Raw genomic sequence first — 25,350 nt, 5'->3', positions numbered from 1 at the left:
CGCGCTCGCCTGGGCGGCGGCCCGCCGCGCCCGGCGCCGCGTGCCGCCGGCCGCGGAGGCCACCGCGGCGCTCGCCGCGCTGTCGGTCGTGCTGCTGCTCATGTGGCTGCTCTCGCCGTTCGCCCTGGTGCTGGCGCTGCCGGCCGCCCACGCTGCGCTCCTGGCCACGGCCGCCCGGCGCCCGTGGCAGCTGGCCGCGCTGGCGGTCGTGGCCGCGCTGCCGCTGCTCGGGCTGGTCGCCTCGACGGCGGGCCTGCTCCACTCGGGCTGGCCCTTCGCGGTGTGGTACCTCGGCGAGACCGCCGCGTCGGGCGCGCGCGGCGGCACGGGGCTGCTGCTCGGCGTGCTCGTGGCGGCGTGCGCCTGGTCGCTGGCGGCGCTCGTGGCGCTTCGGCGCATCGGGCCGGCGACGGGCGAGGCGATCCGCCCGCCGCGCGCCGGCCGGGCGCGCGGGCGGCGGTGAGGGCGCTGGTAACATCGCCCGCGGTGGCCGCACGCCTCGCCTCTGTCTCGGTGGTCGTGCCCGTCTTCAACGAGCGCGAGTCGGTGCGCCCCCTCTCCGAGGAGCTGCTGACCGTGCTCCGCGGGCTCGGGCGGAGCGCCGAGGTCCTCTTCATCGACGACGGCTCGACCGACGGCACGACGGCGATCCTCGAGGAGCTGGCCGCCGAGGAGCCGGAGATCTCGGTGGTGCGGCTGCGCCGCAACTTCGGCAAGGCGGCGGCGCTGATGGCGGGCTTCCGCGAGGCCCGCGGCGAGGCCATCGTCACGATCGACGGCGACCTCCAGGACGACCCCAGCGAGATCCCGCGCCTGCTGGCCGAGCTCGAGGCGGGCGCCGACCTGGTCAGCGGCTGGAAGCGCGACCGCAAGGACGCCTGGTCGAAGCGGGCGGCCTCGAAGGTCTTCAACGGCGTCACCGCGCGCATGTCGGGCATCGGCCTGCACGACCTCAACTGCGGCTTCAAGGCCTACCGCGCCGAGGTGGTCGCGTCGCTGGCCCTGACCGGCGACCAGTACCGCTACATCCCGGTGCTGGCCGACAACGAGGGCTTCCGCGTCAGCGAGATCCCGGTCAACCACCGCCCGCGCCCGTACGGCCGCAGCAAGTACGGCCTCGAGCGCTACCTGCGCGGCTTCCTCGACCTGCTCACGATCCTCTTCGTCGGCCGCTTCCGGCAGCGCCCGATGCACCTGTTCGGCGGGCTCGGGATGCTGCTGCTGGCGGCCGGGGTGGTCATCTGCGCCTACCTCGCGGTGCTGCGCATCACGGGCGAGGGCATCGGCGGCCGGCCCCTGCTGCTGCTCGGCGTGCTGATGATCGTCGTCGGCGTGCAGCTGTTCACGATCGGGCTGGTGAGCGAGATGATCCAGCGCTACCACCTGCGCCCGCAGGACGAGGAGGCGCGCTCGCGGGTCGAGCGCATCGTCCGCTGAGCCGCCGTCCGGGGGGTCCGACGTGCGCGTGATGTGGCTGGGGACGTACGAGCGCGCCTACCCGCGCGCGCGGGTGCTGGTCGAGGGGCTCCGGGCGGCCGGCGTGGACGTCGTCGAGCACCATCGCCCGGTCTGGGAGCGGCGCCGCCACAAGGCCGGCCTCGGCCCCCTCGCGCTCGCGGGCTCGGCCGCGCGCTGGGCCGGCGCCTGGGCCGCCCTGGCCCCGGGCGCCCTGCGCGAGCGGCCGGTCGACGCGGTGGTGGCGGGCTACCCCGCGCAGCCGGACGCCGCGCCGGCCTGGCTGGTGGCGCGCGCCCGCCGGGTGCCGCTGGTGGTGGACATGATGATCTCGCTCGCCGACACGCTGGCGGGCGACCGCGCCGTGGCCGGCCGGGCCGCGGGGGCGCTGCTTGCCGGCGTCGACCGGGCCGGCCTGCGGATGGCCGACCTCGTGCTCGCCGACACCGCCGCGGGCGCCGACTGGCTCAGCGAGCGCTTCGGCGTGCCGCGCGGGCGCGTCGCCGTCGTGCCGGTGGGCGCCGAGCCGCAGCGCTTCCCGCCCGCGCCGGCCCCGCCCGGCCCGCCGACCGCGCTCTTCTACGGCAAGCTCGCCCCGCTGCACGGCGTCGCCACGGTGCTGGCGGCCGCCCGCGAGCCCGGCGTGCCGCCGGTGCGGCTGATCGGCGACGGCCAGCTCGGCCCGTGGCTCGAGGCCGAGCTGGCCCGCGACCGCCCGCCGGGGCTCACCTGGGAGCGCTGGGTGCCCTACGAGCGGCTCGGCGCCGAGGTCGCCGGCGCGGCGATCTGCCTGGGGGTGTTCGGCACGAGCGCCAAGGCCGCCCGCGTGGTGCCGAACAAGGTCTGGCAGGCGATGGCCGTCGGCCGCCCGGTGGTGACCGGCGACACCCCGGGGGTGCGCGAGGTGCTGACCGACGGCGCCGAGGGCCTGCTGGTGCCGCCCGGCGACGCCCCCGCGCTGGCCGCCGCCCTGCGGTGCCTGGCCGCCGACCGGGCCCTGCGCGAGCGCATGGGGCTCGACGCGCGCGCCGCCTACCTGCGCGGGGGCACCCCGGCGGCCGCCGGGGCGGCCCTGCGCGACGCGCTCGCACCCCTAGTCTTCGGGCGATGAGCTCCGCCGCCGGCACCCACGACTGGGGCGCGTCCCCCGAGCTGTTCGGGCCGCGCCACGACTACCGCGAGGCCCTCGTGCTGCGGCGGCTGCTGCCGGCGCTGCCCGGGCCCGAGGTGCTGAACGCCGGCGCCGGCGCCGGCTCGCTGACCCTCAAGATGATCGACGCCGGCCTGCGCGTCACCTCGACCGACGCCAGCGAGGAGCTGTGCGAGTGGACGCTCGCCGCGCTGCGCCGGCGCGGCGCCGACCGCGACAACCCCGTGATCCCGGGCGACCTGCAGACGCTCGAGCTGCCAGTGGCGGCCTTCGACGGGGCGGTGTGCGCGGAGGTGCTGGAGCACCTCGACGACGACGCCGCCGCGCTGGCGCGCATCGCCGCGGCGCTGCGCCCCGGCGGGCTGCTCCTGGTGACCGTGCCCGCCGACCCGTTCCGCTACGACTGGACCGACCGCTGGGCCGGCCACCGGCGCCGCTACGCGCCCGAGGAGCTCCACGAGCGCATCGCGCTCGCCGGCTTCGAGGACGTGCGCGTGGACGGCTGGGGGTTCCCGCTCACCGGGCTGTACCACCGCCGCGTCTACCGGCCGGCCCTGCGCCGCCGCCTCGCGGCGGGCGGCGGCCGGGCGGTGGGCGGCGCGCCGCCCCGGGTCGCGTCCCGCGTCCTGCGCGCGCTGCTCGAGGTCGACTCGCTGTTCATCGGCAGGCGGCCCGGCTATCACGGCCTGCTGGCGACCGCGCGCCGTGCCGGCGCCGCCTGAGGCGGCCGCCGGGCCGCCCGCGCCGGCCCCTGGCGCCGCCGGGCCGGGCTCGCCGCCGGCCTGCTGGTGCTCGGCTTCCTCGGCTGGGCCCTCGTCGACGGGTGGTCGTCGGTCTCGGCGTACGACTGGGACGTGCAGCCCGGCCTCCTGGCGGCCGGCGTGGCGACGCTGCTGGTCTTCTACCTGGCCGGCGGGCTGGGATGGGCGGCGATCGTGCGGCTGCTGCACGGCCCGGACCCTCCCGCCGCGGTGCACATGTCGATCTGGGGACGCTCGCTGCTGGGGCGCTACGTGCCCGGCAGCGTCCTCATGGTGCTCGGCCGGGTGGTGCTGAGCGCCGACCGCGGGGTCCCCAGGCGCACGAGCCTGGCGGCGACCGTCTACGAGCAGGTGCTCTCGCTCGGCGTGGCCGCCGCGGGCGCGCTGATGTTCGTGGCCGCGGCCGGCGAGGACGCCGCCGGCACCGACGGCCGCGTCTGGCTGCTCCTGCTGCTGCCGGTCGGCCTGGCCGCGCTGCACCCGCGGGTCTTCGGGCCGGTGAGCGCGTGGGCGCTGCGCAAGGCGCGCCGCGAGCCGCTGCCGCGGCTGCTCGGCGGGCGCGCCCTCGCGGCGCTGGTGGGGGCCTACGCCGCCATCGCGGTCCTGCTCGGGCTGGGCGTGTGGCTGCTCGTGCGCTCGGCGGCCGGACCCGGGGCGGGCGACCCGCTGTTCGTGGGCTCGGCCTTCCTGCTGTCGTTCGCCGTGTCGATGGTGGCGGTGATCTTCCCCTCGGGCCTGGGCATCCGCGAGGGCGCCTTCGCCCTGGCGCTGGCCCAGAACGTGCCGGGCGGCGTGGCGGTGGCCCTCTCCGTGGGCGTGCGCCTGGTGCTGACCCTGGTGGAGCTCGCCTTCATCGCCGCCGTGGCGGTCGCGGGGCGACGGCGGTGAGCGTGGCCCCGCCCCCGCCCCGGCCCGCCCCGGCCCGCCGGCGGTGGCGGCGCGGGCCCGCCGACGTGGCGCTCGCGGCCGTGTGGGCGATGGCCGCCGCCTGGGCGGGCCTGTTCGCCGGTCTCTCGGTGGCCCGCCACCACGCCTTCTGGACCGGCCGCTTCGACGTGGGGAACATGGTGCAGGCGGTGTGGAGCACCGCCCAGGGCCGCCCGCTCGAGACCACCGACATCGCCGGGCGCCAGTTCTCGCGGCTCGGCGCGCACGTCGACCCGATCCTGGCCCTGTTCACGCCGCTCGCCTGGACCGGCGCGCTGCCCGAGGCGCTGCTGGTGGCGCAGGCGGTGATCGTGGCCTCGGGGGCGCTGCCGGCCTTCTGGCTGGGGCGTCGCTGGCTCGGCGACGACCGCCTCGCCGTCGCGGCGGCGGCGGTCTGGCTGCTCTACCCGCCGGTCGGCTGGGCCACGGTCACGGAGTTCCACCCGGTCACCCTGGCCGCGCCCCTGCTGCTGTTCTGCATCTGGGCGGCCGAGGAGCGCCGCCCGGTCGTGCTGGGCGTGTGCGCGGCGCTCGCCGTGCTCTGCAAGGAGGAGGTCGGCCTGGCGGTGGCCCTGATCGGCGGCTGGATGGTCGTCCGCGGGCTGGGGCGGCGGTACGGCGTCGCGCTCGCGCTGCTGGCGACCGCGTGGGTCGCGTTCGCGGTGGGCGTGGTCATCCCCCGGTTCAACGACGGCCGCCCGTCGGCGTTCATCGGCCGCTACGGCACGCTCGGCGACGACGCGGGCGACGTGGCCGTCACCCTCCTCACCCGCCCCTGGGAGGCCGCGGAGGTGCTGTGGTCCTACGACCGCCTCTCGTACCTGGGCGCCCTGCTGCTGCCGCTGGCGCTGCTGCCGCTCGCGGCGCCCGCGCTGCTGGCGGTGGCGGCGCCGGAGGTGCTCATCAACGTGCTCGCCGACTGGTTCCCCCAGTACTCGATCGAGTACCAGTACGTCGCCGTCATCGCCCCCGTCGCCGTGGCGGCCGCGATCCTCGGCCTGGCGCGCGTGCGGCGGGCGCGCCGGCCCGCCCTGCTCGCGCGGGCGGTGGCCGACCCGGGGCGAACGGCGGTGGCGTGGGTCGCGATCGTCGCCCTGTCGGGCGTGTACCTGGGCCCGCTGCCGCTGTGGCGCGACCTCGCGCCGGTCGGCTACTCCGGCGAGCGCGCCGACCAGTACCGCGGCGGTCCCCACGCCGACGCCATGGCGCGCGCGGTGGCCCTCGTCCCCGACGACGTGCCCGTGTCGGCGGGCAACCTGCTCGGCTCGCACCTGTCCGAGCGCGAGCGCATCCTCACCTTCCCGGTCGTCGGCGAGGCGCAGTGGGTGCTCACCGACGAGCGGCGCCCGTACGTCGGCGACCTGCTGAGCCGCTCGGCCCACGCCGAGCACCTGCGGCGCCTGCGCGCCCGGGGCGACATGCGGCTGGTGTTCGAGGAGGACGGCGTGATGGTGTTCCGCCGGGGGGCCGGGGCGTGACCGGCCGGCTCGGCGGCGGCGCGATCGCCGCGCTCGGGCTCGCGCTGGCCGTGCTGCCGTTCCTCGCCTGGTACTCCGCCGGCCCGCCCGGGGACCGCGCGACCGCGAGCGGGCTCGACGGCGCGGGCGAGCTGTGGCTGCTGCCGCCCCTCGGCCTGGCCGCCGCCGTGGCCGGCGCCCGGCTGGCCACGGCGCCGCCCGAGCGGGTGGCCCAGGTCGCCCGCTGGGCCGGCCCGGTGGCGGCCGCGGCGGGGCTGCTGGCGCTGGCGTTCGCCCTGCGCGCGGCGCTCGGCGCCGACCTGGAGCTGCGGGCGGCGCTGCCCGGCGGGCCCGAGCGGGTGCCGGCGCCGGTCGACCGCGAGCCGGCCGCGGCGCTCGCGCCCGTGTGCGCGGGCCTGCTGGCCGCCGTGGGCGCCGCCCTCGCCTGGGCGGGCCGCCGGGCGTGACCGCGCTGCGGGCCTGGGCGGCCTCGCGGGCGCTCGTCCTCGTGGCCGGGCTCGTGATGAGCCTGGTCTTCGGGCTGCCCGAGCGCGGGGTGGACGCCGCCGTGCCCGACGCGCTCGCGCTGCTCGGGGGCTGGGACACCACCTGGTACCTCGACATCGCGCGGCACGGCTATGAGCACGACCTGGGCCAGGTGGGGCTGGTCTTCACCAACCTCGCCTTCTTCCCGCTCGTGCCGGGGATCATGGCGGCGTTCCTGACGGTGGGCATCAACCCGTTCGTCGGCGCCCTCGTGGTGTCGAACGCCGCGTTCCTGGGCGCGCTGCTCGCGCTCGAGGCGCTCACCCGGGCGCGGATGGGCGAGGCCGCCGCCCGCCGGGCGGCCTGGACGATGGCGCTGCTGCCGCCCGCCGCCTACTGCTCGCTGGCGTACACGGAGGGTCTGGCCATCGCCTGCGCCGCCGGCGCGGCGCTGCTCGCCACCCGCGGACGGTGGGCGCTGGCCGGCGTCGTCGCCGGCGCCGGCGCCCTCGCCCGGCCGACCGGCGCCCTCGCCGCCCTGCTGGTCGGCCTGCTCGCGCTGCAGGACGCATCGCCCGGGCGGCTGCGCCGGGCGGCCCTCGCGGTGCTGCCGACGGTCGCCGCGTTCGCCGGCTTCCTCGCCTGGATGGCCGTCGCCCGCGGCTCGTGGCAGCTGCCGTTCGAGGCCCAGCGCGCCTGGGACCGTGGCCAGCTCGGCATCGGCCTGGTGACGGCCGCCCCGGAGGAGCTCGCCGCGGGGTGGGAGCTCGTCAGCTCGTGGCACCTCACCGCCGCCTGGCACGCCACCGCCCGCGACGTCGCCTTCCTCGCGCTGTGGGGCTGGCTGCTGGCGCGGCTGTGGCGCGCCGAGGGCGGGCTGCGCTCGCCCTGGGTCGCCTACTCGGCGGCGGCGCTCGCCGTGCCGCTGTCGAGCGGCACGGTCACGTCGATGGCCCGCTTCGGCCTCATGGCCTTCCCGCTCGTCTGGCCCCTGGCCGACTGGGCCGCGGCGAGCCCGCGGCGCACCCGCTGGGCGGTCGCCGCGGCGGTGGCGCTGACGCTGCTGCTCGTGGCCCAGCTCACCCAGCGCTCGCCGTAGGCGCGCGCAGGGTCGCCACGACGGGGTCGTGGTCGGACAGGCGCACGAGCCGCCGGCGCTCGCCGGCCCGCACGGCCACCTCGCGCTCGGCCGCCGGCAGGGCCCGCGGGGCCTCCACGGTCGCGAGGCCGCGGGACAGGATGCGGTCGATCCCCGCCCCGGCGGCCGGCGCGGCGTGGTCCCATCCCGCCGCCGCCAGCGCGGCGAGCGCCGGGTGGCCCGGCCGCGCGTTGAGGTCGCCCGCGAGCACCGCCGGGCCCCCGCCGGCGTCCGCGGCGACCTCGCGCGCGGCGCGGGCGATCTCGAGCCCGGTCAGCTCCGGGTCGCGGGCGTTGTGGCAGTGGACGCAGCCCGCGACGGCCTCGGCGCCGCCCGGCAGGCGCACCCGTGCCACCACCAGCCGGCGGGGCTCGGGCAGGTAGCGCAGCAGCTCGCCCGCGCCGATCCGCCCGCGCAGCGCGGCCCGCAGCATGGGCCCGGGCGGGTTGAGGCGCACGGAGCGCGCCGAGCCGGGCACGATCGCGAGGCGCGGGCCGACGAGCAGCACGTTGGCGTTGCCCTCGTGGGTGCGCCACAGGTCGGGGTTGCGCGCGGCGAGCGCGTCGCGCAGCCGGCGCGGGCCGATCAGGGGCCCGGTCGGCGCCCAGACGGCCCGCATGCCGGTGACGGCGACGAGCTCCCGGATCGCCGCCGTCGGCACCTCCTGCAGCGCGCACAGGTCCGGCGCCCAGGCGGCGATGCGCCGCGCCATGGGGCCGGTGTGCTTGCGGTTGAGGTGCACGTGCACGCCGTCGTCGACCGGCGAGCGCAGCCAGGTGGAGCGGCGGGTCGCGCCGAGGCCGGGCAGGCCGTCGCGGGCGTGGAACAGGTTCCAGGTGACGACGCGCACGGTCGTGGCCGGCATCCGGGGGAGGTTCGCCCCTTGCGCTCGGCGGCGCAACCCGTGAGATTGCCCGGCGTGCCGCAGCCGTCGCCCCGCCCCGCGCCCGTCCGGGCCCGCTGGGCAGTCGCCTACTGGGCCGGGGCGATCGCCCTCTACGCGGGCCTCGGCGTGCTGTACCCGCCCGCCTTCCTGCTCGGGTTCTGGGAGTCGATCCCGGCGCTGCTGGTCCTGACCGTCGTCGCCGGGCGGCTCTTCCCGCGCCCGGTGCCGCCGCTGCCCCCGGACGACGGGTGAGCTGGGCCGCACACGACCTCGAGCCCTACCTGTTCCGGGCCAAGCTCGGCGGCGCCATCAGCCTCCCGCTGTGCCTGGCGGGGTCGTACTCGCCGGACATCATGAGCAAGTGGGCCGTGTACGGCCTGGACTTCAGCGGCGACGCGAAGCTCGTGGCCGACCCCGTGCAGCTGCACCGCGGCTGGCCGGGCGTCGGCTTCACCCACTCGCTGGCGTTCGGCCTGCTCATGGCGGGGCTCATCCTGCTGGTGAGCAGGGGCAACAGGATGTGGGCCCTCTCGTTCCTGCTGGGCGCGTGGGCGCACGTGTTCTCGGACACGCTCGACTCGGTCGGGGTGATGCTGCTCTTCCCGCTCACCGACTGGCACCTGCATTTCGACGCGTGGCAGTACGTGGGCCAGGCGGGGCGCAAGGAGGACGCGATCGCCTACTACACGTCGCTCGGCGGGGTGTGGGACATCCTGTGGGCCACGTGGCTGGCCTTCCACTGGCGCATGTTCACCGCCGACCACTTCCACCGCGAGATCGTCCCGCGCGACACCTTCTGGCTGTGGCTGCGCACGCGCGCGAGCGACTCCGTGATGCTCACCCTCTACCGGGCGAGCGCGTTCTTCGGCGTCGCCTCGATCGCCGGCTGGTACATCTGGGCGCTGTTCGTCAACGAGCTGCACCCGAGCCTGGACTGGAGCCTCGGCGGACCGCAGTGGGCGCCGCGGGTCGGCCCGCCCTAGACCGTATGGAGCGCCGGGGTCCGGGCCGGCGCCCCGCTCATGCGTGATCGTGGGTTGCCCGCCGGGGATCAGCCCGGCGGTAGAGCCACGGTCATGGGAGGCGCCGGTATGGGCGAGGGTGCTTTCGTCGGCCTGGACGTGCACGCCAGGAGCGTGGTCGCCGGGCTGATCGACGAGCGCACGGGCGAGCTGCGGGTGCGGCGGGCGCCGCATCGCCGCCCCCGTCGGGGATCCGCCCGAGCTTCTTGACGTCGATGTGCACCAGCTCGCCCGGGCGCCCGCGCTCGTAGCGCAGGGCGCTCATCGGCCCCCGGCGCACCGGCGCGCCGGTCAGGGTGTCCAGATCGCGCAGCAGCGGCATCGCGTGCCTGCGGATGACCCGCCCCACCGTCGAGGCGCACATGCCGAGCTCGCCCGCGATCCAGTCGGCGCCGCGGCGGTGGGCGCGCCGGCGCGCGAGGATGCGCGCCTCGATCGCGGCCGGCGTGCGGTGGGGGCAGCGATGCGGCCGGCTCGGGCGGTCAACCAGGCCGGCGAGGCCCTCTTCGCGGTGCCGGCGCAGCCACTTGTACACCGTGGCCCGTGAGCAGCCGAGCTGGGAGGCGACGTCGGCCGGCTTGTGGCCGGCCGCGACCCGTTCGACGGCCAGCAGTCTTCCGCGGACGGTGAGGCGGGCGTTAGCGTGGGACACGAGGACCCCCTTGGCTCCGGAAGGCTTAAGGCACCTCCACAGAGCCCCGGGGGTCCTCACCGCGCCAACCCGGATCCGTCAACAACGCTCCGGGTGACTACAGCTCGCCGCCGTGAAGCGGGTGGCCGGCGCGCCCGAGGCGTGCCTCACCTCGCCGCGGCGCGGGCCCCCCGCGTCGCCGGAAGGCCCGGGCGGAACGACGTCAGGCCGCCCCGTCCTCCGGGGGCCAGCGCTCGTCGGGCAGCGGCCGGCGCGTGTCGGCGACCAGCATGCGGTGACGGCCCGGGTCGTTCGCCTCGTAGGGGCGGACCACCGGCGCGCGCCAGGTCTCGTAGCTGCGGCAGGCCGCGTCCGGGTCGTCCGGGTACTGGAGGATCGCCTGGGTCAGCGCCTCCGCGTCGCCGAGCCCGATCGCCGAGCTGATGCCGGTCTCGGGACCGAAGAAGTGGGCGGCGTCGCCGATCACCACGACCCCGGGGGTCCACCAGCGCGGGCACCGCAGCAGGGCGGGCTCGGAGTAGCGGATCTGGTCGAGCGAGGTGACGCCCTCGATCGCCGACGCCGACGGCGGCAGCAGGCGCGCCCACATCTCCTTGATGGCGTCGAGGCCCGGCGCCAGCGCGGCCTCGGCGCCGACGCGCTCGCAGCTGCGCCAGCCCGCCGATCCCTCGGCCCACGACAGCATCCCGATGTGGCCGCCGTCGGACATGTAGGCCATGGCGAACGAGGTGTCGGCCACGCTCGGGCTCATGAACGACAGCGAGGCCTCGGGCAGCGGGTCGATCTCGGCCTCGAGCCCGGCCTTCGCGCGGGTGGGCGAGCCGGCGCCGTCGCAGGCCACCACGAGGTCCGACTCGAAGGTGACCGGCCCGTCGGGGCCCTCGGCGGCGACGCCGACCACGCGGCCGTCGTCGTCGCGCAGCAGCTCGGTGACCGTCGTGTCGTTGACCATCGGCAGGTCGCGCTGCAGGGCCTCGATGAGCGCGCCGAAGCGCACGGCCACGGCGACCGGCCCGTGGTCGGGGCGCGGCGCGATCGCGCGCCCGGCGTCCCGCACCTCGTCGAAGATGCCGATCTCCTGGAGCGCCTCGTAGCCCTGGAACCCGAGCATGTAGCCGCGCGGGATGTAGTGCCCGGCCGGCGCGCGCTCCACGACCGTGGGCTCGACGCCGCGCTTGCGGAGGAGGTGGGCGAGGGTCATCCCGACCATCCCGCCGCCGACGATCACGACCTTCATGGGCGGCACCCTAACCGATTCGCTCGCGCCGCGGCCCTCACCGGCGCAACGCGTCGTGCACGGCGCCGGCGGCCGGCCCCAGGCCGGCGGTCGCGCACCCGCCCCCGCTGCCGAGCACGGCGCCGACGAAGGTGCCGAGCCGCACGTCGAACGACAGCCGCACCACGCCCGGGCTCGTGACGCGCAGCTCCGTGCCCCACGGCTCGCGCGGCGCGGCGCAGGCCACGCCGCGCTCGACCCGCCAGTACGGCGTGTAGCGCAGGCGCAGCCGGTAGGTGCCCGGTCGCTCCACCCGCAGGGTCACGGCGCTCGAGGTGAGCGCGAGCACCGAGATGCCGTCCGCGGGGGTGGCGATGGGCGTCGCCCGGGGCAGCTCGAAGACCGTCCAGCCGCCCGTCCGCCGCACGAGCCGCAGGCCGGAACGGCCGGACCGCAGCAGGTCGGCTTCCTTCACCGCGCTGTAGTCGAGCGGGTCGTCGGGCAGGAACACGTAGCGCACGCCGGTGCGGCGCAGCCAGGCCGTGTACCCGCGCGGGGTCAGCTCGCCGTACAGCACGGCGTTGGCGGGGAAGTCGTCCTGGCGGAACCAGCCGCGCGCCAGCGGCACGTCGCGCCGGGCGAGCCAGTACGCCTCCCAGTTGTCGGCGGTGGCCACCACGTGGGCGCGGTGGTCCGGGTCGCCGTGCTCCTCCATGAACGCGATCACCGGGTACCAGAAGCGCTCCTGCTGCGCGCGCGACTCGGCGGCCGTGCGCCACCCGGCCACCGCCGGCAGCGACTGCCACAGGAGCATGCCCGCGAGGCACGCGACGGCGATCCCGCGGGGCCGGAAGCCCCGGGCGGCGAGCGGCAGCAGCAGCAGGGGCAGCCCCATCAGCAGGGTCAGGCGCACCGCGTTGCCGCCGAGCGGGGAGGAGACGGCGAACGCCGCGGCGCCGAGCAGCCCGTAGCCCACGAACAGCGCCCGCAGGGCGCGCTGGTCGGCGAGGCCGCGGGTCAGCAGCAGCCCGGCGGCGCAGAAGCCGGCGATGGCGATCGCGTCCTTGGGGTCGAAGGGGTACTCGGCGTCGCCGCTCGAGAAGCCGCGCAGCAGCAGCGCCTGGGCGCCGGCCACGACCGCGGTGCCCGCGGCGAGGGCGAGCGGACGCGGCCGCCGCCACCAGCCGCGGGTGGACGCCGCGACGGCGCACAGCGCGATGAGCAGGAAGGCGAGCGCCAGCGGGTGGGCGAGCGCCGTCACCAGCACCGCCGCCAGGGCGGTCAGCGGGCGTCCGCGGTCCAGCGCCACGAGGCCCCACAGCGCCACCGCCAGCCCGAGCAGGAAGGGGTACGTCCCCGCGACCACGGCGAGGGGCACCAGCAGGCCGAACGCCGCCGCCGGGCCCAGGGCGATCGCGGGCCAGCGGCGCCGCAGCAGGGCGGCGAAGCCCCCGGCGGCGGCGGCGCACGCCCCGACCACGACCACGCCCTGGGTGAGCAGGGCGGCGAGCGGATAGAAGAGCAGGCTGTAGTTGATCTGGGCGTAGCGGCCCGAGTACCAGAAGTTGTCCCAGAGCTCCCAGCCGTGCTCGCGCCAGGACTGGGTCAGGTAGAGGTGGGCCGCGGCGTCGCCGCCCGGCGGCCCGACCAGCACCAGCACGGTCGCGAGCACGGCGGCCGTCGCCGCGGCGCCCACGGGCCGCGCGACCAGGCGGGCGCCGCGGCGCGCGCGGGCCGGCGCCGACGAGGCGAGCCACCCGAGCCACCGCGTCGCCGTCCTCGGGGAGCCCATGCCGCTAGGGGGTCGGCGGCGGGGCCGCCGGCGGGGGCGGGGCCGGGCCCGGCGCGGGCGGGGGCGGGCTGGCGGGCGGCGCCGGCGCGGGCGCCGGGGCGGGGGCCGGCGCCGGGGTCGGCGCGGGGGCGGGCGCCGGCGCGGGCGCCGGCGGGGTCGGGGGCTCCGGGGCGGCCGGCGCCTCAGGGGCCCGCGGCGCGGTCGCCGCCGTCGAGCCCGAGCCGGTCGACTCGGTGGCCTCCGTCGACGCGGCGCTCGCGGCCGAGCGCTCGCGGTCGGCCTCGCCCGCGGCCCGGGTGAAGCTGCTCGAGAACGGCGACCACTCGACCGGCTCCTCGGGCAGCGGGAACGAGCCCGACTCGCCCAGCCGCTCGATCAGCTCGCCCATGTACGCGCCCCAGATGCGCGCCGGGAACGTGCCGCCGGCAACGGCGATGCCGTGGACGCTGGTCATGTAGCGCTTCGGCCCCTCGGAGTTGGGGTAGCCGACCCAGACGGCGGTGGAGTACTCGGGCGTGTAGCCGACGAACCAGGCGTCGCCGAAGTCGTCGGTCGTGCCCGTCTTGCCGGCCGCCGGCACGCCGATCTGCGCCGCCGTGCCGGTGCCGGAGGTCATGTTGTTCTGGAGGATGCGGGTCACCTCGTAGGCGACGCCGTCCTCGAAGACCTTCCACCGCCTCGGCGTGAAGCGGTCGACCGTGCCGTTGGGCCGCTCGATGCGCGAGATCGCGATCGGCGCCACCCGGTAGCCGCCGTTCGACAGCGGCGCGTAGGCGGCCGCCATGTCGAGCGGGGTCACCTCGCCGGCGCCGAGGCCGATGGAGGCGACCACCGGCAGGTCGCGGGCCTTCGAGACGCCCATCTCGTACGCCGTGCGGATGACCTTCTCCGGGCCCACGTCGATGGTGAGCTGCTGGTACACGGAGTTGTCGGACGAGAGCGTGGCCGAGGCGATCGGGATCGCGCCGCGGTACGAGTCCGAGTAGGTCGACACGTCGATCGGGCCCCACTTCTCGTGGGTGAAGTTCAGCCGCCGGCTGCCGTAGAGGGTCGTGTAGGGGTTGATGCCCTGCCGGATGGCCTCCGTGAGCACGAAGGTCTTGAAGGTCGAGCCGGGCTGGCGCTCGGCCTGGGTGGCGAAGTTGAACTGATTGTCGGTGAACCGCTCGCTCGAGGCCATGGCCCGGATGTAGCCCTTCTTCGAGTCGACCGTGACCACCGCCGAGGCGGGGTCGTCGTCGTAGGGCAGCTGCTCGCGGATCGACCGTCGCGCGGCCGCCTGCAGGGCCGGGTCGATCGTCGTGTAGACCTTGAAGCCGCCGAGCTGGACCTCCTTCTCGCCGTAGCGGTCGATCAGGAGCTGGCGCACGTACTCGAAGAAGTACTCCTCACGCTTGCGCCGGTAGGCCCTGCCGCGCTTCAGCCCGAGGCCGGCCCGCTTGGCCTGCTCGGCGCGCCCCCGATCGATGTAGCCCTGGTCCGCCATCGAGTCGAGCACGAGGTTGCGCCGCGCCTTGGCCGCCTCGGGGTTGGCGAACGGGTTGTAGGCGCTCGGCGCCTGCGGCAGGCCGGCGAGCAGCGCGGCCTGGGGGAGGGTGAGGTCCTGCACGTCCCGGTCGAAGAACGTCAGCGAGGCGGCCTGCACGCCGATGGCGTTCTGGCCGTAGAAGACGCTGTTGAGGTACCGGGTGAGGATCTGCTCCTTCGTGAACCGGTCCTCGTACCGGAAGGCCAGGTACGCCTCCGTGATCTTGGTCTCCAGCGAGGCGGTGCGCCCGCCGCCCTCCGGGTTGTAGAGGTTCTTGACGAGCTGCATCGTGATCGTGGAGCCGCCCTGGCGCGCCGCGCCGCTCTGCAGGTCGCGCAGGCCGGCGCCGATCAGCCGGTAGTAGTCGACGCCGTCGTGCGAGTAGAAGCGCTTGTCCTCGATGGCGACGGTCGCGTCCTTCAGCACCTGCGGGATGCGCTTCGCCGGCACCAGCGTGCGGTTCGTCTCGCCCGCGACGATGCCGAGCAGCCGGCCGTTCTTGTCGTAGATGCGCGTGTTCTGCCCGAGGCGGATCTCCTTGGGCTTCTCCTCCGCGAGGGCCTCGCCCACCGAGTGCACCGCCAGCGCGGACGCCAGCACGGCGCCCCCCACGACCGCGGCGAGGACGCCCGCCACGATCAGCAGGAGGTTCGTCCGCCGACGCCGCGCGCGGCGCCGGCGACCCAGGCGCCGGCGACGCAGGTCGCTCATGCGCCGCCCTCCGGCAGCGGGCGGATGTCCCAGGCCACCCGGCCCGAGGCGTAGTCGATGAGGCCGATCATCTGGCGCGGCCCCGTGCCCACGCGCCCGTGGACCACCCAGCCCAGGCGCGAGCGCGGCTCGGCCACCCGGTCATCGGGCGCCGGCGGCGTGCCGCCGGGCGGGACGGGCACGGTGAAGGCGCCGTCCGAGTACACGAGCTCCACGTCCTCGGCGACGGCGGGCGCGCCCGCCCAGGTGCCGCGGGCGCGGACGAGCGCCAGGTCGGCGGAGCCCAGCTCCGCGCCGCGGGAGAGGCGCACGGCGTGATAGAGGAACGCCCATCCCTGATCGAGCCTGGCACCGCCCACCTCCGCCCCGCCGGGACCGTCCGAGTAGCGCCCCGCCACGAATGCCGGGGCGACGAGCACGACGAGCATGATGACGAGGGCGACCGCGAGTGCGACCCGCCCGCGGGATCCGACGATGCCGCGCACCCCCTGCACCGAGACGAGCACCGCATCATAGCCCCTCGCAGATCCCATCCCGAGCGCGACGGTCGGCCGCCGGAGGCGGTGCTCCTCGACGCGCACGGCACCCTCGTCGAGCTGGAGGCCCCCGTGCCGCGCCTGCGCGCCGCGCTCGCGCGCGAGGGCCACCACCACGACGAGGGCGCCGTGGCCGAGGCGCTCGCCGCGGAGGTTCGCCACTATCGGCGCCACATGGACCTGGGCCGCGACGCGCCGTCGCTGGCCGCGCTGCGCCTCGAGTGCGCGGAGGTGCTCGCCGCCGCGCTGGGCGGCCGCGCCCCCGCGCCGGCGCGCACCGCCGAGCTCCTGGTGGACAGCCTGCGCTTCCGGCTCTTCCCGGACGCCCTGCCGGCCCTGGACGCCCTCCGGGGCGCGGGGGTCGCGCTGGCGGTGGTGAGCAACTGGGACCACGGCCTCGAGGAGGTGCTCGCGCACCTCGGCGTGGCCGACCGCTTCGACGCGGTCGTCGCGAGCGCCACCGCCGGCGTCGCCAAGCCCGACCCGGCGATCTTCCACGTCGCGCTGGCGCGCCTCGGCGTGCCCGCGGGCCGCGCGCTGCACTGCGGCGACCTGCCCGCGAAGGACTGCCTGGGCGCCCGCAGCGCGGGCCTGCGGGCGGTGCTGATCGACCGCGGCGCGGGCGGCGCGGGCGGCCCGTGCCCGCGCGTGACGAGCCTCGTGGACCTCGCCCGCATGGTCCTCGGCGACGACATGCGGAAACGGGTGCCCGGGGGGTAGTGCTCGCGGGCCGGGTTCGGTGTATGTTCAGCGCGCCCGGAGACGGTTTCCGCAGCGACCCCTGGAGCGAGTGGCGACATCCGCATGACGGCCCGGCAGACCATCACCGCGATCGAGCGCGTCCCGGCCATCGTCCGGGCGCTCCTCGCCGTGCTCGTGGTCGCCCTGCTCGTGCCGGCCGTCGCCGCCGCCCAGACCGAGGCGCCGCCGGCCGACCCGACGGTGCAGGAGGCGACCCCCGCCCCGGCCCCGGCCGAGCCGGCCGACGAGCCGCAGGCCGCCCAGCCCGAGCCGGCCCCGGCCGAGCCGGCCGAGCCGGCGCCGGCTCCGCCGGCCGCCGAGCAGCCGGCGCCCGCCGAGCCGCCGGCCCCGCCGGCCGCCGACCGGCCCGCCCCGGCGCCCGTGCCGAGCACGCCGGCCCCCGCGCCGACGCCGGTCGAGGTCCCCGTGATCCCGCCGGCCGCGCAGGAGCCGGTCGAGGCGCCCGTGCTGCCCGACGCCGTCCCGGTGCCGGGCGCGCCGCCCGCGCCGCCGGTCGTGGTCGTGCCGGTGCGCATCGACCCGACGCCACCCGCCGCCCCGGTCGTCCGCGTCGAGCTGCCGCTCGCGCAGCCGCAGGAGCCGGTGACGCCGGCCGTCGCCGCCCCGCCGTCGAAGGACGTCATCTCGCCGGCGCTCGGCCGGCCCACGGCGCCCGCCACGGGCGTCGTCGAGCCGCTTGCGGCGCTCGCGGAGCCGTCCGAGCCGCCCGCCGCCGCGCCGTCCTTCGCGGGCGAGGCGCGGGCCCCGTTCGGCATCGACTCCGCCTTCGGCGCCACCCCGGCCGAGGCCGTCGAGCCGCCGCCGGCCACGGCCGTCGCACAGGCCGCCGCGGCTGACCTCGACCCCGACGCCCTCGCCGGCCCGCGCCTGGTGGCGCCCGTCGGCGACGCCGGCAACGCCAGCCTGCTGGCGGTGCTGGCCGGCTACGTGCTGCCCGGCTCGGGCACGCCCCCGACCACCCTGCTGCTGATCGTGCTGGTCGGCATGCTGAGCGCGGCGCTCTACGCGCCGCGCCCCCGCCTGTCCGAGCGCGTGGTGGCGCTCGGCCTGCTGCGCCACTCCACCGGCCACGGCACGGCGGTCTGCAGGCCCGGCTGAGCGACCCCCGCCCCGCCGAGGTGCGCCTCGGGACCGGGGCATCGCGTCCCGCGCCGCGCGCGTCCCGCGCCGGCGCACCACCTTTCGCGACAGATGGGGTTCCCTGAAATGCAGCCGATGCAGATCCTGGTTCTCGGGCCCGAGGGGGCCGGGCGCTCCGCCCTCGAGCAGACGCTCACCCGCCTGGGCTACGTGGTGATGGCCGCCGAGGCGCGCCCCCACCGCATCCCGCCGGCCGCCGGCGACATCGTGATGGTCGACCTGCGCGACGAGTCGGCCGACTGGCGCGGGGTCACCGAGGCCCTGCAGGCCGACGAGCGGCCGCTGATGATCGTCTCCGACGCCCCGCGCCGGCTGGTGCGCGCCCTCTCGGGCCGCCCGGCGGGCACGATGGTGATGACCGGCGCCGAGTCCGACGCCGGCTACCGGGTCGCCCTCAGCGTCTGCCAGGCGCTGCGCCAGAGCGCGCTCGAGCGCGCCGGCCGCGACGGCACGTCGGTCCGGGTGGCGGCGCTGTGATGCGCGCGCGATCGGGCCGGCGCGCCGCGGGCGCGCGGCGCTGGACGGGACGCCGCGCGGGGCGCGTGCTCCGCGGCGTCCGGTCCGCCGCCCGGGGCGGCGTGACCATCGGGACGGCCGGCGGCGCGCGCCGCCGGGTGGTGGGCGGCTGGCGCGCGGCCGCGCCCCGGCCGGAGCGCGCGGCGCGACCGACCGGCCGTCCCCCTGCGGCTGCTACCGCCCCATCGACGCGAAGCGCAGCAGGGTGGCCATCGCCTCCTCGAACGACTCGGCGCAGCCATCCTCCCCGTCCGCGACGCACGTCCGGAGGCGCTCGGAGATCAGGTGGAGCCCCACCTGGTCGATGGCCGCCGTGACGGCGGCCAGCTGGGTGAGGACCTTCTGCGTCTCGGAGCCCTCCTCCAGCATCCGCTGGACGCCCCGCAGCTGGCCCTCGGCCCGCCGGAGGCGGACGATCAGCTGATCGGTGCTCGGGCGGCGCGGTGTCGCGGTCGCCACGGCATCCGCCCTAGCCGCCGCAGCCGCAGGAGCCGCCGCAGCAGCCCCCGCCGCCGCCGCCGAACCCGACCACCGACGGCGCGGCCCCCTCACGGGCGGGCCGCGCGGTCACGAAGCCGGTGAAGAGCTGCCGGGCCTCGGGCGCCCCGCACGTCGGGCAGACCCGGTCCTCGTCGCGCAGGAAGCCCTGGCGGAACGCCTCGAACGCCGTGTCGCAGGACCCGCAGACCAGGTCGTAGCTGGGCACGTCGCTACTCCAGGCCCAGCGCGCGCTCGAGCTGCGCCTTCGGCATCGCGCCGACGGCGTGACGGGCCAGGCGCCCGTTCTCGAAGAGCCCGATGAAGGGGATGCCCTGCACGTTGTAGCGCTGGGCGATCGCGCCGTGCGCGTCGACGTCGAGCTTGCCGACGACGAGGCTGTCCGCCCGCTCCTTCGCGATCTGCTCGACCACGGGGGCGATCATGCGGCACGGCCCGCACCACTCGGCCCAGAAGTCGACGAGCACCGGCTTCTCGTTCTCGAGCACGGTGCCCTGGAAGTTGTCCGCGGTGATCTCGACCACGCCCTCGGCCATCGCTATGCGTCCTTTCCTGACGCGACCGCGCCGGTCGGCGCGTCGCTCGTTGTGTCGTCGGCGGCCTCGAGCCACCGCTCCGCGTCCATCGCGGCCATGCACCCGCTCGCGGCGGCGGTGATCGCCTGCCGGTAGACCGTGTCCTGCACGTCGCCGCACGCGAACACGCCCTCGACGCTCGTCCGGGTGCCGTCGGTCTCGACGTAGCCGGCCGGGTCGAGCGCGATCTGCCCGCGGAAGAGCGTCGTGTTGGGGTCGTGCCCGATGGCGACGAACATCGCCGCGGCCGGGATGTCCTCGGCCTCGCCCGTCACGGTGTCGCGCACGCGCACGGCCTCGACCGTGTCGGCGCCGAGGACCTCCTCGACGACGGCGTTCCAGCGCACGTCGATGCGCTCGTGCGCCAGCGCCCGCTCGGCCATGATGCGCGAGGCGCGGAACTCGTCCCGGCGGTGCACGATCGTGACCTTCGACGCCATGCGCGCCAGGAAGAGGGCCTCCTCCATGGCGGAGTCGCCGCCGCCCACGACCACCATCGGCCGGTCGCGGAAGAAGAAGCCGTCGCAGGTGGCGCAGGTGGAGACGCCGAAGCCGCGCAGCCGGGTCTCGCTCGGCAGGTCCAGCCAGCGCGCGGACGCGCCGGTGGAGATGACCACGGAGCGCGCGAGGTGCTCGTCGTCGTCGATCCACACCCGGAAGGGCCGCTCCGAGAGGTCGACGCGCGTGACGTCGGCCGCCACCAGCGTGGCGCCGAAGCGCTCGGCCTGCTCGCGCATCTGCTGCATCAGCTCGGGGCCCTGGATCCCCTGCGGGAACCCGGGGTAGTTCTCGACGTCGGTGGTCAGCATGAGCTGCCCGCCGGCCGCGAAGCCCTCCGCCACGAGCGGCGACAGGTTCGCCCGCGCCGCGTACACGGCGGCCGTGTACCCGGCGGGCCCGCCGCCGATGATGATCATGTCGTGGACGTCCGCCACGCGGTCCTCCTCCGCTCGCACGGATACCCTCGGGGGTATCCTAGCACCGCCGTCCGCCGCCGCCCCACGGCGGGGGCGCGGCTCTGCGAGGGGGTGGTACCCCCCGGCTCCCTCCGGTGAGCCTCGGGCGGCCCGGATCCGCGCGGCGGCGCGCCGCGGCACCCGGCGCCGCTAGGCGGGGCGCCGGGGCAGCCACACGAGGTGGTTGCCCACGCCCGTGGGGCGCCGGCAGGCGGCGAAGTAGCGGCGGCCCTCCGCCGCCTCGGCGGCGCGGATGCGCCGGACGTCCTCGAGCGTGGCGGCCCCCCAGGCGGCGATCATGCCGACCACCACGCCCTCCGCCGTGCCGCCGCGGCCGAGCACGCCGACCAGGAAGACGAGCATCGCGCCGCCGCCCACGAGCAGCACGAGCGCCGTGAAGGCCGCCCAGCGCCGCCAGTCGCGCGGGGTGGCCTCGAGGCGCCGAGGGCCCGTGGCGCGCACGGCCTGCGGCAGGCGGACCGATGGCAGCGCGGTGCGCCGCAGCCACACCCGGAACAGCGGATAGCAGATCACCCCGGTCACGCCGGTGATGCCGAGCGCGGCGGCCCACCAGCGCAGGTCGATGCCCTCGTCGGTGCCGGCCTGCAGCGCGATGGAGAGCAGCAGCAGCAGCCCCGCGACGCCGATCAGCGTCCACGACCACAGGCGAGCCAGGCTCGCGTACCGCCACAGCTTCTCGCCCGTCACAGCCACGCCCCTCAGCGTACTCCACGGCCGCACTACACTCCCCCCGGTGAGGGACCGCGCCGCATCACGCCTCGCCGCGGCGCGGGCGCGGCTGCGGGCCCACCCGCGCTGGCGCTGGATGGCGCTGCTGGTGGTGGCGAGCGGGATGATGCTCTCGGTCGTCAACGTCAGCATCGTCAACATCGCCCTGCCGGCCATGGCGGCCGACCTCGGCGTGGACGTCCCCGGCATCTCGTGGGTGGTGACCGGCTTCCTCGTCACCCAGGCGACCCTGCTGGCGCTCGCCGGCCGGGCGGGCGACCTCTACGGCCGCCGCCGCGTGTTCGTGGCGGGCGTGCTCGTGCTGTGCGCCGGCTCGGTGCTCTGCGCGCTCGCCCCCACCGCGCCGGCGCTGGTGGCGTTCCGCATCGTGCAGGCGGTGGGCGCGTGCGCGATGGCGCCCACCGCCTACGCGTACGCGGCCGAGCTGTTCGGGCCCCGCGAGCGCGCGGCGGCCCTCGGCGTGATGGGCGGCGTGCTGGGCCTGGCGCCGGTCCTGGCGCTCAACCTGGCGGGCGTCCTCGTGGGCGCCTTCGGGTGGCGCAGCGTGTTCTGGTTCAGCCCGGTGATGGGCGCGGTCGTGCTGGCCGGCGCGGCGCTCGTGCTCGAGGAGGCGCGCTCGCCCGGCGCCGGGCGGCGCTTCGACCTGCCGGGCGCCGCCCTGGCCGCCGCCGGCCTGTTCGCGATCCTGATCGCCCTCTCGCGCGGCGGGGCGTGGGGCTGGACCGCGCCGCCCACGGTCGCGGCGGCGGCGATCGGCCCGCTCGCGCTGGCCGCCTTCGCCGTCCACGAGTCGCGCGCGGCGCATCCGATGCTCGACCTGCGGCTGCTGCGGCTGCGGTCGCTCCAGACGGCGAACCTCGCCGCCATGGCGTCGTCGGCGGCCCTGTTCGGCGTGCTCATCCTACTGCCCTTCCACCTGACCGCCGTCATGGGGTTCGGGGCCGTGGCGCTCGGCCTGGCGATCACCCCCGTCGCGGCGTCGTTCGTGCTCGTGGCGCCGCTGGCGGGGCGCTCGATGGGCCGGGCCGGGTCCGACCGCCTCGCGACCGCGGGCTTCCTCGTGTCGGCGGCGGGCGCGGCGGGCATGGCCCTCGCCGCGCCGGCGCAGGACTACGCCGCCCTGCTGCCCGGCCTGGTGGCGTTCGGCGTCGGCCTCGCGGCCTCCACGTCGGCCATCACCACCACGGCGATCCACGGCGTCCCGGCGGCCCGCCTCGGGGTGGCGTCGGCGCTGCCCAACATCAGCCGCTACACGGGCGGCGCGCTCGGGGGCGCCGTGCTCGGCGCGGTGCTGCACGCCCGCCTCACCCCGGGCCTCCACGACGCCGCCGGCCGGGTCGACGCCGCGGGCCGCGCGCTCGTGGCGGACGGCTTCCGGGCCGCCCTCGCGGTGGCGACGGCCTCGCTGCTGCTCGCGGCCCTGGCCGCGGCGCGCATGCCCCGCCTCAGCCACGAGCCGGAGGGGCGTCCGGCGAGCGCCCCGCCGCCCCCTCCGCCAGCCAGCGCGCGGTCGCCGCGAGGTCGTCCTGGGTGAGGCCGTGGCCGGTCGCCTCCCAGCGCTCCTGCACGTCGGCGCCGGCGCCGCGCAGCGCCGCCACCAGGGCCTCCACCCGCGGGGGCGGGATCATAGTGTCGGCGCTGCCGGCGGCCACGAGCACGCGCGTGCCCGCCAGGTCGAGCCCGGGCGGCGGCTCGGCCGGCAGCATCGGCCGCAGCAGCGCCCCGCCGGCCAGCAGCCCGGGGTGGCGCAGCATGAGCGCCGCGGCGGCGTTGGCGCCGTTGGAGTAGCCCACGGCGACCACGGGCCGTCCCGCGAGGCCGTGGGCGGCGGTGGCGGCACGCACGAAGGCGGCGAGCTCGTCGATGCGCTCCGGCAGGTCGGGGAAGCGGAACGGGTCGGCCGGCGTGCGGCTGAAGAACCGCGCCATGCCGCCCTCGGACACCCGCCCGCGCGGCGCCACGAGCGGCGCGCCGGGCGCGAGCGCGCGGCCGAGGGCCGCCATGTCGCGCTCGTCGCCGCCCGTGCCGTGCAGCATCAGCAGCACGGCGCCCTCCGGCGCGCCCGGCTCCACGAGGTGCCGCCAGCCGTCGAGGATCGCGGCGTCGCTCATGCCGCCACCCGCGGCCGGGCCGCCCGCGGGTCGGCCAGCGGCGTGAGCCGGGCCTCGATCTCCGCGCGGCGCGGCTCGAGCCAGGCGGGCAGCACCAGCCGCGAGCCGAGCTCCTCCAGCGGCATGTCGCGCGTGAAGCCCGGGCCGTCGTCGGCGATCTCGTAGAGCACGCCGCTGGGCTCGCGGAAGTAGACGGAGTGGAACCAGTGGCGGTCGATCACCCCCGTCGCGCGCACGCCGGCCGCCGCGACGCGCTCCGCCCAGCGCGGGAGGTCGTCGACCGTCGTGCCCCAGGCGACGTGGTGCACGGTGCCCGCGCCCGCCAGCGCCCGCTCGGCGGGCGGCGGGTCGAAGGCGATCAGGCCGCCGCGGCGCGCGCCGCGCACCTCGTACGCCCCGGCGCCGAGCGCCCGGGCGCCGAGCAGGCCCTCCAGCAGCGCGCCCGAGCGCTCCGGCGCGCGGGCGTACGCGCGCACGCCGACGAACCCGCCGAGCGCGTGCTCCGCGGGCACGTCGGGGTGCTCGGCCGCCAGCGGCTCGTCGGCGTGGTCGACGACGAGCTCGTGCGCGAGGCCCTCCGGGTCGGCGAAGCGCACGGCCCCGTCGAGCCGCTCGGCGGCGTGCCCCTCGTCGCCGAGCCGGGCGGCCCAGAAGTCGAGGGCGGCGTCCGAGCCGACCCGCCAGACGACCCGGTGCACCATCCCCGAGCCGGCGCGGCCGCGCGGCAGGCCCGGGTACTCGAAGAAGGTCATCTCCGACCCCGGCCGGCCCCGCTCGTCGGCGTAGAAGAGGTGGTAGACGCCCGGATCGTCCTGGTTGACCGTCTTCGCGGCCAGCCGCATCCCGAGCACGCGCGTGTAGAAGTCGAGGTTGCCCGGCGCGTCCGCCGTGATCGCGCTGATGTGATGGATGCCGTCGAGCCGCATGGCCCCTCCCGAGGTGGTCGTTGCGCACTCAATGATACGTCGATCTGGTTGCGTACGCAACCACCTGTACCCACCCGCCGCACCAGCTACCCTCCGCGGGTGGACCGCGCCGCCCTCGCCAGCCTCCTCGCCGAGTGGGGTCAGCCCCCGTACCGCGCCCGCCAGGCCGCCGAGGCCCAGCGCGCCGGCGCCGACGGCTGGGCCGACGTCTCGGCGTTCCCCGCCGCGCTGCGGGCGCGCCTCGAGGAGCACCTGCCGTTCTGGACCCTCGAGCCGCGGCAGCGGGTCGTCTCGCGCGACGGCACCGTCAAGTGGGGCCTGCGCGCCGGCGACGGCGCCTTCGTCGAGGCGGTGCTGATCGCCCACGAGGAGGGCCGGCGCACCGTGTGCGTGTCCAGCCAGGCCGGGTGCGCGCTCGCCTGCCGGTTCTGCGCGACGGGCGCGATGGGCCCGGGCCGGGACCTCACCCCGGCCGAGATCCTCGACCAGGCCGTGCTCGCGGCGCGCGAGGCGGCCGCGCAGGACGCCCGCCTGACGAACGTGGTCTTCATGGGCATGGGCGAGCCCATGCAGAACCTCGACGCCGTGCTCGAGGCGTGCGGCGGCATCGCCGCCCCGGAGGGCCTCGGCATCTCGCCGCGGCGCATCGCGATCTCGACCGTCGGCTGGGTGCCGGGCATCGCCCGGCTCGCCGACCACCCGCTGGCGGTGCGGCTGGCGATCTCCCTGCACGCGGCCGACGACGACACCCGCTCGGCGCTCATGCCGATCAACGCCCGCTACCCGATCGCCAACCTGCTGAGCGCGTGCCGGCGCTACTGCGACACGACCGGCCGGCGGGTGTTCATCGAGTACCTGCTGCTCGACGGCGTCAACGACGCGCCGGCCGACGCCCGGCGCCTGGCCCGCCTGCTGCGCGACGGGCGCTTCCACGTCAACGTGATCGAGTACAACCCCACCGCCGGGCCCTACCGCGCCAGCCCGCCGGAGCGCCGCAGGGCGTTCCTCGGCGCCCTCGCGGACGCGGGGCTCGAGGCGTCCGTGCGCCGCTCGCGCGGGGCCGACGTGGCCGCCGCCTGCGGCCAGCTCGCCCGCGCGTAGGGGCCGCGTCGCCCGCGCGGTGGGCTAACGTGCCCGCCGTGACGGTCGAACCGCGCAAGCAGCGCCGGGCGCGCCCGCCCGAGCGCGGCTGGGAGCTCGGCGCCGGGGGCCTCGGGAAGGTCTCGTGGGGCGTCCTCGCGGTGCTGCTGGTGGGCCTGGGGGTGCTGCTCCTGGCCTCCGGCTACATGGGGTACGGGGGCATCATCCTCATCCTCGCCGCCGCCGCGGCGGTCAACCTGCTCTGACCGGCCGGCCCGCCGACCCCGAGTCGCTCGCCCGGGCGCTCCGGGCGGCCCTG

At 77.3% G+C, this 25,350-nt stretch carries 29 protein-coding genes; 16 read left to right on the top strand and 13 right to left on the bottom strand.

The features are described 5' to 3' along the window. Positions 1-40: 40 nt before the first annotated feature. Genes ITJ85_RS16825 through ITJ85_RS16790 form a run of 8 tightly spaced genes read left to right on the top strand, consistent with a single transcriptional unit; the run spans position 41 to position 7,335 of the window. Entirely contained in the window at positions 41-463 is a 423-nt protein-coding gene (locus tag ITJ85_RS16825) for a hypothetical protein (protein ID WP_217914263.1), read from the top strand. A 23-nt stretch (positions 464-486) separates the two neighbouring features. Further along, a complete protein-coding gene (locus ITJ85_RS16820) occupies positions 487-1,437 on the top strand; it encodes a glycosyltransferase family 2 protein (RefSeq protein ID WP_217914262.1) in 951 nt (316 codons plus the stop codon). 31 nt (positions 1,438-1,468) lie between these two features. Continuing rightward, positions 1,469-2,566: a glycosyltransferase gene (locus tag ITJ85_RS16815; RefSeq protein WP_217914261.1), complete on the top strand. Its 1,098-nt coding sequence runs from the start codon at positions 1,469-1,471 to the stop codon at positions 2,564-2,566. Then, positions 2,563-3,327 carry a class I SAM-dependent methyltransferase gene (locus ITJ85_RS16810; protein ID WP_217914260.1) on the top strand — a complete coding sequence of 255 codons (765 nt, stop codon included), beginning with the start codon at positions 2,563-2,565 and terminating at the stop codon, positions 3,325-3,327. The genes ITJ85_RS16815 and ITJ85_RS16810 overlap by 4 nt, the downstream gene beginning before the upstream one ends. 60 nt (positions 3,328-3,387) lie before the next feature. Then, positions 3,388-4,254 carry a lysylphosphatidylglycerol synthase domain-containing protein gene (locus tag ITJ85_RS16805; protein WP_425517127.1) on the top strand — a complete coding sequence of 289 codons (867 nt, stop codon included), beginning with the start codon at positions 3,388-3,390 and terminating at the stop codon, positions 4,252-4,254. Beyond that, the gene (locus ITJ85_RS16800; RefSeq protein ID WP_217914258.1) at positions 4,251-5,771 is read left to right on the top strand and encodes a DUF2079 domain-containing protein; all 1,521 of its coding nucleotides are present in this window, start codon (positions 4,251-4,253) and stop codon (positions 5,769-5,771) included. The genes ITJ85_RS16805 and ITJ85_RS16800 overlap by 4 nt, the downstream gene beginning before the upstream one ends. Then, a complete protein-coding gene (locus ITJ85_RS16795) occupies positions 5,768-6,217 on the top strand; it encodes a hypothetical protein (protein WP_217914257.1) in 450 nt (149 codons plus the stop codon). Before ITJ85_RS16800 ends, ITJ85_RS16795 begins: the two co-directional genes overlap by 4 nt. After that, the gene (locus ITJ85_RS16790) at positions 6,214-7,335 is read left to right on the top strand and encodes a hypothetical protein (RefSeq protein ID WP_217914256.1); all 1,122 of its coding nucleotides are present in this window, start codon (positions 6,214-6,216) and stop codon (positions 7,333-7,335) included. Before ITJ85_RS16795 ends, ITJ85_RS16790 begins: the two co-directional genes overlap by 4 nt. Here ITJ85_RS16790 and ITJ85_RS16785 read toward each other — a convergent pair. Next, positions 7,316-8,239, bottom strand: a complete 924-nt coding sequence (locus ITJ85_RS16785) for an endonuclease/exonuclease/phosphatase family protein (RefSeq protein ID WP_217914255.1) — start codon at positions 8,237-8,239, stop codon at positions 7,316-7,318. The two genes, ITJ85_RS16790 and ITJ85_RS16785, sit on opposite strands and share 20 nt — an antisense overlap. Before the next feature lie 54 nt (positions 8,240-8,293). On the opposite strand from ITJ85_RS16785, the gene ITJ85_RS16780 reads away from it, so the two are divergent. Continuing rightward, positions 8,294-8,512 (top strand): hypothetical protein, encoded by a 219-nt coding sequence (locus ITJ85_RS16780; protein ID WP_217914254.1) that lies wholly within the window; start codon positions 8,294-8,296, stop codon positions 8,510-8,512. Continuing rightward, a complete protein-coding gene (locus ITJ85_RS16775; protein WP_217914253.1) occupies positions 8,509-9,243 on the top strand; it encodes a metal-dependent hydrolase in 735 nt (244 codons plus the stop codon). Before ITJ85_RS16780 ends, ITJ85_RS16775 begins: the two co-directional genes overlap by 4 nt. A gap of 91 nt (positions 9,244-9,334) precedes the next feature. Here ITJ85_RS16775 and ITJ85_RS16770 read toward each other — a convergent pair whose 3' ends face one another. From ITJ85_RS16770 to ITJ85_RS16750, 5 genes are all read right to left on the bottom strand, one after another. Beyond that, complete coding sequence (locus ITJ85_RS16770) at positions 9,335-9,934, bottom strand: helix-turn-helix domain-containing protein (RefSeq protein WP_217914252.1); 600 nt, start codon at positions 9,932-9,934, stop codon at positions 9,335-9,337. A 202-nt stretch (positions 9,935-10,136) separates the two neighbouring features. Beyond that, positions 10,137-11,171: an FAD-dependent monooxygenase gene (locus ITJ85_RS16765; protein WP_217914251.1), complete on the bottom strand. Its 1,035-nt coding sequence runs from the start codon at positions 11,169-11,171 to the stop codon at positions 10,137-10,139. Between the two features lie 37 nt (positions 11,172-11,208). After that, positions 11,209-12,942 carry a hypothetical protein gene (locus tag ITJ85_RS16760; protein ID WP_217914250.1) on the bottom strand — a complete coding sequence of 578 codons (1,734 nt, stop codon included), beginning with the start codon at positions 12,940-12,942 and terminating at the stop codon, positions 11,209-11,211. Positions 12,943-12,946: 4 nt separating this feature from the next. Continuing rightward, complete coding sequence (locus ITJ85_RS16755) at positions 12,947-15,181, bottom strand: transglycosylase domain-containing protein (protein ID WP_217914249.1); 2,235 nt, start codon at positions 15,179-15,181, stop codon at positions 12,947-12,949. After that, entirely contained in the window at positions 15,178-15,714 is a 537-nt protein-coding gene (locus tag ITJ85_RS16750) for a hypothetical protein (RefSeq protein ID WP_217914248.1), read from the bottom strand. Before ITJ85_RS16750 ends, ITJ85_RS16755 begins: the two co-directional genes overlap by 4 nt. Before the next feature lie 30 nt (positions 15,715-15,744). Here ITJ85_RS16750 and ITJ85_RS16745 point away from each other — a divergent pair, with 30 nt between their 5' ends. The 3 genes from ITJ85_RS16745 to ITJ85_RS16735 all read left to right on the top strand — a co-directional run bounded on the left by ITJ85_RS16745 (position 15,745) and on the right by ITJ85_RS16735 (position 18,096). Beyond that, on the top strand, positions 15,745-16,437 hold the full coding sequence (locus ITJ85_RS16745; protein ID WP_217914247.1) for an HAD family hydrolase: 693 nt from the start codon (positions 15,745-15,747) through the stop codon (positions 16,435-16,437). 84 nt (positions 16,438-16,521) lie between these two features. Then, a complete protein-coding gene (locus tag ITJ85_RS16740; protein WP_217914246.1) occupies positions 16,522-17,577 on the top strand; it encodes a hypothetical protein in 1,056 nt (351 codons plus the stop codon). Between the two features lie 93 nt (positions 17,578-17,670). Then, positions 17,671-18,096 carry a hypothetical protein gene (locus ITJ85_RS16735; protein WP_217914245.1) on the top strand — a complete coding sequence of 142 codons (426 nt, stop codon included), beginning with the start codon at positions 17,671-17,673 and terminating at the stop codon, positions 18,094-18,096. Between the two features lie 213 nt (positions 18,097-18,309). Here the strand turns inward: ITJ85_RS16735 and ITJ85_RS16730 are convergent, their stop codons facing one another. From ITJ85_RS16730 to ITJ85_RS16710, 5 genes are all read right to left on the bottom strand, one after another. Next, positions 18,310-18,594, bottom strand: coding sequence for a metal-sensitive transcriptional regulator (locus ITJ85_RS16730; RefSeq protein WP_217914244.1), 285 nt, complete (start codon positions 18,592-18,594; stop codon positions 18,310-18,312). A 10-nt stretch (positions 18,595-18,604) separates the two neighbouring features. Next, positions 18,605-18,841, bottom strand: a complete 237-nt coding sequence (locus tag ITJ85_RS16725; RefSeq protein ID WP_217914243.1) for an FmdB family zinc ribbon protein — start codon at positions 18,839-18,841, stop codon at positions 18,605-18,607. Positions 18,842-18,845: 4 nt separating this feature from the next. Then, positions 18,846-19,169, bottom strand: coding sequence for a thioredoxin (gene trxA, locus ITJ85_RS16720; RefSeq protein ID WP_217914242.1), 324 nt, complete (start codon positions 19,167-19,169; stop codon positions 18,846-18,848). Between the two features lie 2 nt (positions 19,170-19,171). Beyond that, positions 19,172-20,143 (bottom strand): thioredoxin-disulfide reductase, encoded by a 972-nt coding sequence (trxB, locus tag ITJ85_RS16715; protein WP_246496291.1) that lies wholly within the window; start codon positions 20,141-20,143, stop codon positions 19,172-19,174. Between the two features lie 171 nt (positions 20,144-20,314). Next, complete coding sequence (locus tag ITJ85_RS16710; protein ID WP_217914241.1) at positions 20,315-20,878, bottom strand: hypothetical protein; 564 nt, start codon at positions 20,876-20,878, stop codon at positions 20,315-20,317. 40 nt (positions 20,879-20,918) lie between these two features. Between ITJ85_RS16710 and ITJ85_RS16705 the strand changes: the two genes are divergently transcribed. Next, positions 20,919-22,448, top strand: a complete 1,530-nt coding sequence (locus ITJ85_RS16705; RefSeq protein WP_217914240.1) for a DHA2 family efflux MFS transporter permease subunit — start codon at positions 20,919-20,921, stop codon at positions 22,446-22,448. Here the strand turns inward: ITJ85_RS16705 and ITJ85_RS16700 are convergent. Together ITJ85_RS16700 and ITJ85_RS16695 are read right to left on the bottom strand one after the other, a co-directional pair. After that, positions 22,360-23,025 carry an alpha/beta hydrolase gene (locus ITJ85_RS16700; protein ID WP_217914239.1) on the bottom strand — a complete coding sequence of 222 codons (666 nt, stop codon included), beginning with the start codon at positions 23,023-23,025 and terminating at the stop codon, positions 22,360-22,362. The two genes, ITJ85_RS16705 and ITJ85_RS16700, sit on opposite strands and share 89 nt — an antisense overlap. After that, the gene (locus ITJ85_RS16695) at positions 23,022-23,951 is read right to left on the bottom strand and encodes a VOC family protein (RefSeq protein ID WP_217914238.1); all 930 of its coding nucleotides are present in this window, start codon (positions 23,949-23,951) and stop codon (positions 23,022-23,024) included. Before ITJ85_RS16695 ends, ITJ85_RS16700 begins: the two co-directional genes overlap by 4 nt. Positions 23,952-24,050: 99 nt before the next feature. Here ITJ85_RS16695 and rlmN point away from each other — a divergent pair, with 99 nt between their 5' ends. Together rlmN and ITJ85_RS16685 are read left to right on the top strand one after the other, a co-directional pair. Then, positions 24,051-25,052: a dual-specificity RNA methyltransferase RlmN gene (gene rlmN, locus ITJ85_RS16690; RefSeq protein ID WP_217914237.1), complete on the top strand. Its 1,002-nt coding sequence runs from the start codon at positions 24,051-24,053 to the stop codon at positions 25,050-25,052. A gap of 38 nt (positions 25,053-25,090) precedes the next feature. Further along, a complete protein-coding gene (locus tag ITJ85_RS16685; RefSeq protein WP_217914236.1) occupies positions 25,091-25,297 on the top strand; it encodes a hypothetical protein in 207 nt (68 codons plus the stop codon). Positions 25,298-25,350 lie beyond the last annotated feature (53 nt).

The sequence above is a fragment of the Miltoncostaea marina genome, from assembly GCF_018141525.1.
GTDB classification, from domain to species: domain Bacteria; phylum Actinomycetota; class Thermoleophilia; order Miltoncostaeales; family Miltoncostaeaceae; genus Miltoncostaea; species Miltoncostaea marina.
Note: the sequence above shows the minus strand (reverse complement) of the source record. Positions and strands in the feature narration are given on the sequence as shown.

Bases quoted from the DNA above. Each gene is read 5' to 3' on its own strand.
- ITJ85_RS16815 (WP_217914261.1), top strand. From the start codon at position 1,469: ATGTGGCTGGGGACGTACGAGCGCGCCTACCCGCGCGCGCGGGTGCTG.
- ITJ85_RS16810 (WP_217914260.1), top strand. From the start codon at position 2,563: ATGAGCTCCGCCGCCGGCACCCACGACTGGGGCGCGTCCCCCGAGCTG.
- ITJ85_RS16785 (WP_217914255.1), bottom strand. From the start codon at position 8,239: ATGCCGGCCACGACCGTGCGCGTCGTCACCTGGAACCTGTTCCACGCC.
- ITJ85_RS16765 (WP_217914251.1), bottom strand. From the start codon at position 11,171: ATGAAGGTCGTGATCGTCGGCGGCGGGATGGTCGGGATGACCCTCGCC.
- ITJ85_RS16760 (WP_217914250.1), bottom strand. From the start codon at position 12,942: ATGGGCTCCCCGAGGACGGCGACGCGGTGGCTCGGGTGGCTCGCCTCG.
- ITJ85_RS16755 (WP_217914249.1), bottom strand. From the start codon at position 15,181: ATGAGCGACCTGCGTCGCCGGCGCCTGGGTCGCCGGCGCCGCGCGCGG.
- ITJ85_RS16750 (WP_217914248.1), bottom strand. From the start codon at position 15,714: ATGGGATCTGCGAGGGGCTATGATGCGGTGCTCGTCTCGGTGCAGGGG.
- ITJ85_RS16740 (WP_217914246.1), top strand. From the start codon at position 16,522: ATGACGGCCCGGCAGACCATCACCGCGATCGAGCGCGTCCCGGCCATC.
- ITJ85_RS16735 (WP_217914245.1), top strand. From the start codon at position 17,671: ATGGGGTTCCCTGAAATGCAGCCGATGCAGATCCTGGTTCTCGGGCCC.
- trxA (WP_217914242.1), bottom strand. From the start codon at position 19,169: ATGGCCGAGGGCGTGGTCGAGATCACCGCGGACAACTTCCAGGGCACC.
- ITJ85_RS16700 (WP_217914239.1), bottom strand. From the start codon at position 23,025: ATGAGCGACGCCGCGATCCTCGACGGCTGGCGGCACCTCGTGGAGCCG.
- ITJ85_RS16695 (WP_217914238.1), bottom strand. From the start codon at position 23,951: ATGCGGCTCGACGGCATCCATCACATCAGCGCGATCACGGCGGACGCG.